At 51.5% G+C, this 6,586-nt stretch carries 10 protein-coding genes; 6 read left to right on the top strand and 4 right to left on the bottom strand.

Going from position 1 to position 6,586, the window contains the following annotated elements:
• The first annotated feature begins 100 nt into the window (after positions 1-100).
• Complete coding sequence (locus NM10_RS12585) at positions 101-547, top strand: hypothetical protein (protein WP_020311919.1); 447 nt, start codon at positions 101-103, stop codon at positions 545-547.
• A 15-nt stretch (positions 548-562) separates the two neighbouring features.
• A complete protein-coding gene (locus tag NM10_RS12580) occupies positions 563-832 on the top strand; it encodes a LysM peptidoglycan-binding domain-containing protein (protein ID WP_020311918.1) in 270 nt (89 codons plus the stop codon).
• A 56-nt stretch (positions 833-888) separates the two neighbouring features.
• On the opposite strand, the gene NM10_RS12575 is transcribed toward NM10_RS12580, so the two are convergent.
• The 3 genes from NM10_RS12575 to NM10_RS12565 all read right to left on the bottom strand — a co-directional run bounded on the left by NM10_RS12575 (position 889) and on the right by NM10_RS12565 (position 4,253).
• Complete coding sequence (locus NM10_RS12575) at positions 889-1,248, bottom strand: hypothetical protein (protein ID WP_020311917.1); 360 nt, start codon at positions 1,246-1,248, stop codon at positions 889-891.
• 15 nt (positions 1,249-1,263) lie between these two features.
• Positions 1,264-1,959 carry a hypothetical protein gene (locus NM10_RS12570; RefSeq protein WP_020311916.1) on the bottom strand — a complete coding sequence of 232 codons (696 nt, stop codon included), beginning with the start codon at positions 1,957-1,959 and terminating at the stop codon, positions 1,264-1,266.
• 122 nt (positions 1,960-2,081) lie between these two features.
• Positions 2,082-4,253 (bottom strand): DNA topoisomerase 3, encoded by a 2,172-nt coding sequence (locus NM10_RS12565; protein WP_020311915.1) that lies wholly within the window; start codon positions 4,251-4,253, stop codon positions 2,082-2,084.
• 97 nt (positions 4,254-4,350) lie between these two features.
• Between NM10_RS12565 and NM10_RS12560 the strand changes: the two genes are divergently transcribed.
• The 4 genes from NM10_RS12560 to NM10_RS12545 are packed head-to-tail and all read left to right on the top strand — an operon-like array spanning position 4,351 to position 6,229.
• Positions 4,351-4,737: a helix-turn-helix domain-containing protein gene (locus NM10_RS12560; protein ID WP_020311914.1), complete on the top strand. Its 387-nt coding sequence runs from the start codon at positions 4,351-4,353 to the stop codon at positions 4,735-4,737.
• Positions 4,738-4,742: 5 nt separating this feature from the next.
• A complete protein-coding gene (locus tag NM10_RS12555) occupies positions 4,743-5,456 on the top strand; it encodes a ParA family protein (protein WP_020311913.1) in 714 nt (237 codons plus the stop codon).
• 2 nt (positions 5,457-5,458) lie between these two features.
• A complete protein-coding gene (locus tag NM10_RS12550; protein ID WP_239639746.1) occupies positions 5,459-5,725 on the top strand; it encodes a hypothetical protein in 267 nt (88 codons plus the stop codon).
• Between the two features lie 30 nt (positions 5,726-5,755).
• Positions 5,756-6,229, top strand: coding sequence for a hypothetical protein (locus NM10_RS12545; RefSeq protein WP_020311911.1), 474 nt, complete (start codon positions 5,756-5,758; stop codon positions 6,227-6,229).
• Positions 6,230-6,276: 47 nt separating this feature from the next.
• Here NM10_RS12545 and NM10_RS14080 read toward each other — a convergent pair.
• Positions 6,277-6,586: hypothetical protein (locus NM10_RS14080; protein WP_020311910.1), on the bottom strand; the 310-nt coding region annotated here is incomplete at its 5' end.

The raw sequence follows: 6,586 nt of genomic DNA, 5'->3' as shown, positions 1-6,586 counted from the left end.
TCAGGGACTCCTCACTTGACGTCAAGCCCTATGGTGGTTCAAGGGGAGATGCCGAAGGCAGGACCTTCAGAGAACAGGATTAGAGAAAGGAGTCCTCATTATGAATGAACAGATTACGAGAGAAGCCATGAAGAAAGAAGCTGAACGGCGCATTAAGATGCTGAACCTGCATCCCAATGCGGTACAGGAATTCATTGAAGAAGGGCGGCTCAACCGGAGCGACCGCACACGTATCGTCTCCCTGTTCGGCAAACACCTGATAGGTGCGCTGTTCTGGCTCAATGATGAAGAAAAACAGATGGTGGCGCAGATTGAAAAGGAATGGGATATTTATGTCTACCATATGACCCATGAAAGCTTTGAATTCGGGGAATGTTATGACATGCTGTATGTTTCCCGGTACAGCGACGAATGGGAAGCTGACCGGATGGACCTTAAAGACGGATTCCCTGTCGTATATGTCTGTAATGCGACAGCTCCGGATTTATCTGAATTCGGCCATATCGGCATCAAAGCTGTTGGCGGCGGTATCATCCGCACGATGTAGGAAGGGGCTGACACCATGAAGACAGGTATCTTTTTATTCGCCGTAATGGCTGTTGTCGTAACCAGCCATTACAACATTGCCGATGAAATCCAGAAGCGCATGGCCGAACCGCCTGCCCAGACCATGATGTATGAAGTACAGGAAGGCGATACGGTATGGGACATCGCTGGCAGGCACAGCGACAACCGTACAGATGTCCGTTCCGTCGTCTATGCCATTGAATCGGACAACCACATCCAAAACGGCGCCTTGACGCCGGGGCAGAAAATCATTATCCGCAAATGAAAAAAGCCCCTGCCGGATTCCGGCAGGGGTAAAACGACGGCAAAAAGCCATAATAATCAAGGTGTTTCTGCAGTGGCCGTCGGGACGACATAGGTCTTATGGCAGGCATCGCACCGCCACTGCTGCTGGCCGTTCTCGATTTTGACGACGGTCAGGGGCTTATGGCACTCAGGGCAGTAATACATACCCTTGACGATCAGCACCGGGTTATCAATCTGGATGGCCTGGTTCCAGCAGTCTTCACAGGTCTGGCCTTCTTCGTTGGGGATGGCCAGGGAGCAGTATTTCTGCAGTCCCAGATGGATGGGGCAGCAGCGGGTCGATACGATCATATGCCAGATGTCCGGCATGTTATCCCGGATATAGGACATATCCTGCTTATTGCGCAGCTGCCGTTTCATGTCTTCTGTTTCCAATTCCGTTCCCCCCTTTCATCGAAGCATATAGATGATGAAGAACGCCTGTATGACGGCGATGACAGCCATGGCCGGGTAACTGATTTTCGGTGGCGGCTGGACGGCTTCCATTTCCGATTTGATCATCTCATCGAGGCTACGGAAAGTCTTCTGGAATTTCACCTCATATTTCTTGGCCTGGCCCAAATAGAGGGTATAGATTTGATTCGGCATGGCGGTCATGATTTCGGTATAATGTTTGTTCGTGTTCTCCAGCCAGTGCGTACACTGCCGGATATCGGACCGGAGCTGCTTTTCTTCCTGGACAGCGTCTTCGACGGCCTGCAGGTGCTGCTCCAGTTTGGCCGATGCATCGACAATCTGAGGCAGGTCTGCTGTGATTTTTTCAGATAATTCACCGAACCGGTCTAATGCTTCGTTGAACCGGATCAGGGACTCATTGAACTGTGTCAGTAAGGCGTCGAGATGTTCCAAGGTATCCGGAGAGCTGGTTCCATCGGCAGCATTTTCTTCTTCCTGCGAGTCTTCCCTTGCCTCTTCCTGGCTGGTCCCGCTGGATTCATCGGAGTCGGGGGACTCAGGCTGCTGCATTTCTTCTTCCTGGTCGTCTGGCGTATCTTCCCCTTTTTCCGGCTGGACGGCTTCATCCGGGATGACCGGTTCGGCTGCGTCGTCCTGATCGATTTTCTTATCATCGTCATCATCATACATATCCATCGCTCCTTTCTGATGAAGCATCGGGACTATCCGTTCCCAATAAGACTTATTAAGCCCTATTAAGCCCTGTTCAGTCTTATTAGGAATGAATAAGCCCTATTAGGGATTAATAAGCACTACCGTTTTTGGATTTTGCCGGGCTTTTTTTTCTTTTTTGGCGTGAAATCAGGCTGGCCGTCCTTTTCATTGAAGGTAGCGTTGCACTTCGGGCATTTCCAGAAGTAACCGAATTTCCCTTTCCAGCGGGCCAGCGGGACGCCTGCGTCATGAGGGCAGAAGGCGACGACGGGCTTGCCGTCGTGGTCGCTGTAATAGACTTTCTTACCTGTTACCGGGGACTTGCAGTCTTCATTCGAGCAGATCCAGAAATCGAAATCCTTGGCTTTGCTATGATGGCGGACGAGATGGCCTTCCTGGCAGATAGGGCAGGGGACGGCGTCTTTGTCTGCCGGCGGAGCCGGATATTTGAAGTTCTCAGCCCTGTGCACATTTTCTTCGACCATAGTGATGACAGAATCAATATAGGTCTGCCAGCTGCCTTTTCCCTTGGCGATTTCGGCAAGGGACAGTTCCATGACGGCTGTCGTATCCGGATGGGTCAGGGAAGGGTCTATGATGGCGATGAGGTTCCTGCCGGTATCCGTTGGCACGAGTTCCTTGCCTTTCTTGCGGATATACGGTTCGACGGCGTGGCCTTTATTCTTCGTCATCAGCAGACCGGAAATGATGCGGTCCCGCGTTGCCGGGGTCCCGATACCGCTGATTTCCTTCAGCTTATCCCGGTTCGGGTTATCCGGGGCGACGAATTTCCAGATATTGGTCATAGCGGACAAGAGAGTTCCTTCGGTAAAGCGCTGGGGCGGTTTCGTCTTTTTCTTCAGGATTTCATACTGCCGGACGTCGACTTCATCACCTTTCTTTAGAGCTGGCAGGACGACATTGTCGTGCTCTTTCTTGTCATCTGTGTCGTCGCTGACCGCTTTGAAGCCTTTTTCCCTGGTGATCGTGCCGCTGCCCTTGAAGGTAGTCCCGGCAGCCTGTATCAGGAAGGATACTTTCTCGAAACTCCAGGGCTTATAGAACTGCAGGCAGTATCTCGTGGCAATCAGTTCGTAGATACTGCTTTCTTCATCGCTCAGGTCCTGCGGTTCTACACCGGTCGGGATGATGGCGTGATGGGCTGTGACCTTACTGTCATTCCAGGCCTTGGACGTCAAAGACAGGTCGGCCATGACGGCTGCCGGCAGACCGAAGTTCTGCAGCATGGGGATGATGCGGCTGGCATCCTCCTTCTGGGATGCGGGGATATAGTTGCAGTCGCTGCGCGGATAGGACACGTATTTCTTTTCGTAGAGGGCCTGTACCGTATCCAGCACCATCTTGGGCGAGTAGTCGTATTTCTTGTTGGCCAGGACCTGCAGGGTATCGAGGGAATAGGGAAGCGGCGGCTGACGGCTGCCCTTCTTGCTGTCGATGTCACTGATGACGGCTTTGGCAGTCCTGACTTTTTCCTTGATGGCTTCCAATATTTCTGGCTGAAGGATACGGCCTTCCTCATCGACGGCCAGCGTATCGTCCGGAACGAGTTTGGCCTTGAAGGGAATGTTATCTTTCAAGAATGTGCCGACGAGTTCGTAGAAAACCTTGCTGTGGAAATTCTTGATTTCGGCCTCACGGCGGACGACGAGGGCTAGCGTAGGGATAAGTACCCGGCCTACCCTCAATGTCGCGTCATAGCCGTGTTTACGGGCATTTTTCGTATAGGCCCGGCTGAGGTTGATGCCGACGAGCCAGTCGGCCCGTTCGCGGGCAAGTCCGGCTTCATACAACGGCTGGTATTTCTCGTTGTCCTCGATGGAATCGAAGGCCCGTTTCATGCTGATGTCATCTTTGGCATTGATGAGGAGACGTTTAACTTCTCCGTGATAATTGTAATATTTCAATATTTCGTCGATGAGCAGCTGGCCTTCTCGGTCCGGGTCGCCGGCATGGATGACGACGTCGGCTTTCTTGAGGAGCTTTCCCAGGCCCGTCAGGAGGTCCTTCTTATCGGCGGAGGGCAGGAGCTTCCAGTCTTTCGGGAATATCTCGTAGTAGCTCCAGTTCTTATATTCCGGGTCGTATTCTTCGGGCATGGCCTGGCGCAGGATATGCCCGGCAGCCCAGGCTACGATAGTATCGCCTTTTGCGATATAGTTCTTTTCCCGTTTGGCACTGCCATCGGGCCATAAGTATGTAGCGATGGCTTTGCCGATATCTGGTTTTTCTGCAATATAAAGCGTTGTCATATGAAATAACACTTCCTTTTTTATTTTATATGTGATAAAATAATATTGTAGATATTCTAAATAAAATAATCAATGTCTGATAAAAGGAGACTTCACTATGGAAGAGAAAAAAGAAAGCATTGGCACCCGGTTCCGTATCGTCCGGAAGTCGAAAGGGATGAACCAGTGTGATTTTGCTAATCTGCTTGGCATCAGCCAGGCGTACCTGTCCAGCATCGAAACGGGGCGGCGCAAGCCGAAACTGGAAGTCGTACAGTCCTTATCCGACCTGGGATTCCCCATTAAATGGATCATGGAAGGCGCCGATTCTTCGACAGCGGAGAAGCAGAGGGAAACGTCCCGGGCCCAGCGCCGCCGCGATGTCGAATTCATTACGGCAGCCACCGATGAAATGGATGACCAGGAAGTCCACTTCGTCAAAGAGTGGATTTCGTTATACCTGGATTTGAAAGATAACAAACTGCGTGATTCTGAAGAGGAGTGACACATATGATCATCACCGTAGCACATCAGAAAGGCGGCACTGGCAAGAGCACCATTGCGACGAACCTGGCCGTCGAACTGAAGACGAGCCTGCTGGACCTTGACAAGCAGCACAGCTCTATCATTTTCAATTACAAACGGGCCCATGCCGGGCTGGAACCTCTCGACTGTTACAGCATCGCTGAAAGCCAGTGCCGATTCGATGGCCAGCGGCCGGTCCCGGAAGCCAAACTCGATGAATTCCTGAACTTGTTCAAAGGGGACCCGAAAACGGATCTGGTCATCGACGTCGGCGGTTTCGATTCACCGCTCAACCGGAAAGCCTTGTTCTTTGGCGATTACCTTTTGACGCCATGCGCGCCGTCAGGAACGGAAATCTACGGCCTCCAGATGTTCGAGGAAATCCTTCAGGAAGCCGAAGACATTGCCGGCATCCATCTGCTCACGCATGTCCTCATCAACAATGCCGACAAGCGGAGCCAGAAGCGCATTGCCGAAATGCAGGCATACGTAAAAGGGAAACCGGACCATTTCACATTGTGCCAGTCCGTCATCGGGCAGCGCATCAGCTTCAAGACTGCTTACGAAACAGGGCAGTCGGTCGTAGAACTTCATGAGGGAGCCCGGACAGCGAAGCTGGCCCGCGCCTATATGCACAGTGCTGATGAAATGGTGGCGCTGTGTGATGAGATCCGAAGCGCGTTAGGGAAGGGGGTATGATGATGCCTTTCATCGAAGAATTGCCGAAAAAGAAGATCCAGGACTTTTTTGCGGAAGGGGATCCGGAACGGACGAGCCAAAAATCGCATACCAAGCAGGCGGAAAAGAAGACCCGTATTCCCGTATCCAAGCAGAACCGCAAGAAAATCGTGACCTACCTGGACGATGAAACGTATGATTTCTTCAAGCGCTATTGTAGCGAACATGACATGAAACCAAGCCTGGTTGTGCGGCATCTCATCAAAGAATGTCTGAACAAGCCTTTGTAAGTTATAAGTTATCGGAAGAAGGTATATATCATGAACAAACCCATCAAATTCTGCCTCATCCTCACCCTAACCCTATGTACCCTCCTGCTATCAGGCTGTGGTGAAAAAGACAAATTCGACAAAGACCATGCTGAAGTCATCAAACTGATGGAACAGGCGAAAGCTGTACAGACCAAAGACTTGAAGATACGGGACAACGATGACCTGACGGCCAATCAGGACGACGTCAAAGCCGTAGAAGCTGACATCGCGGATACAGAAAAGCGCCATCAGGACATCATCGACCAGGTCAATGCCAAACTCCAGGAAATGCAGGGCTATGCTGATAAGGAAGCGTCCCTGGCACCACGCCTGGAGAACATCAAGAAAGAAGTCAAGGAACAGGATCAGCAGTGGCATGACGGCTTGAACGAATACAAAGCCATCACGGATATACAGAAACATTCTGCCGGTGCCAAACCGACATACGACCCGTTCAAGGGCCATCTGCACTTTGAAAATTGACCACATACAGCAACTGCCGTACCTCATAGGGTGCGGCAGTTTTTTTATCACTCATCGCCGGTATCCTGCGTCGAAAGGAAGCCGAAGTTCTCTAATTTCGGCGCCTGTTCCCGGTCGTTGTCTGACGGATGGTACGGGTCATACTCATAGAACATGCCGAACTGTGCTTCATCATGCTCGAAGCGTTCCTGTGCATATTCCCGTTCATCAGCTTCAATCTGACGGATCGTCTCAGCCGCAATCATGCGGGTCTCATCATTTTCGTTGAGTGTCGCCAGCGAGGCCAGGGCCGCGGATTTCTGTGTCGTACCGACGATACCATTGTTATCGGCATCGAGGATCGATGCTGCTGTGCCC

Origin of the sequence: Megasphaera sp. NM10 (genome assembly GCF_000417505.1) — a bacterium.
Taxonomy (GTDB): domain Bacteria; phylum Bacillota; class Negativicutes; order Veillonellales; family Megasphaeraceae; genus Megasphaera; species Megasphaera intestinihominis.
This window is presented reverse-complemented; position numbering and strand designations above follow the sequence as displayed.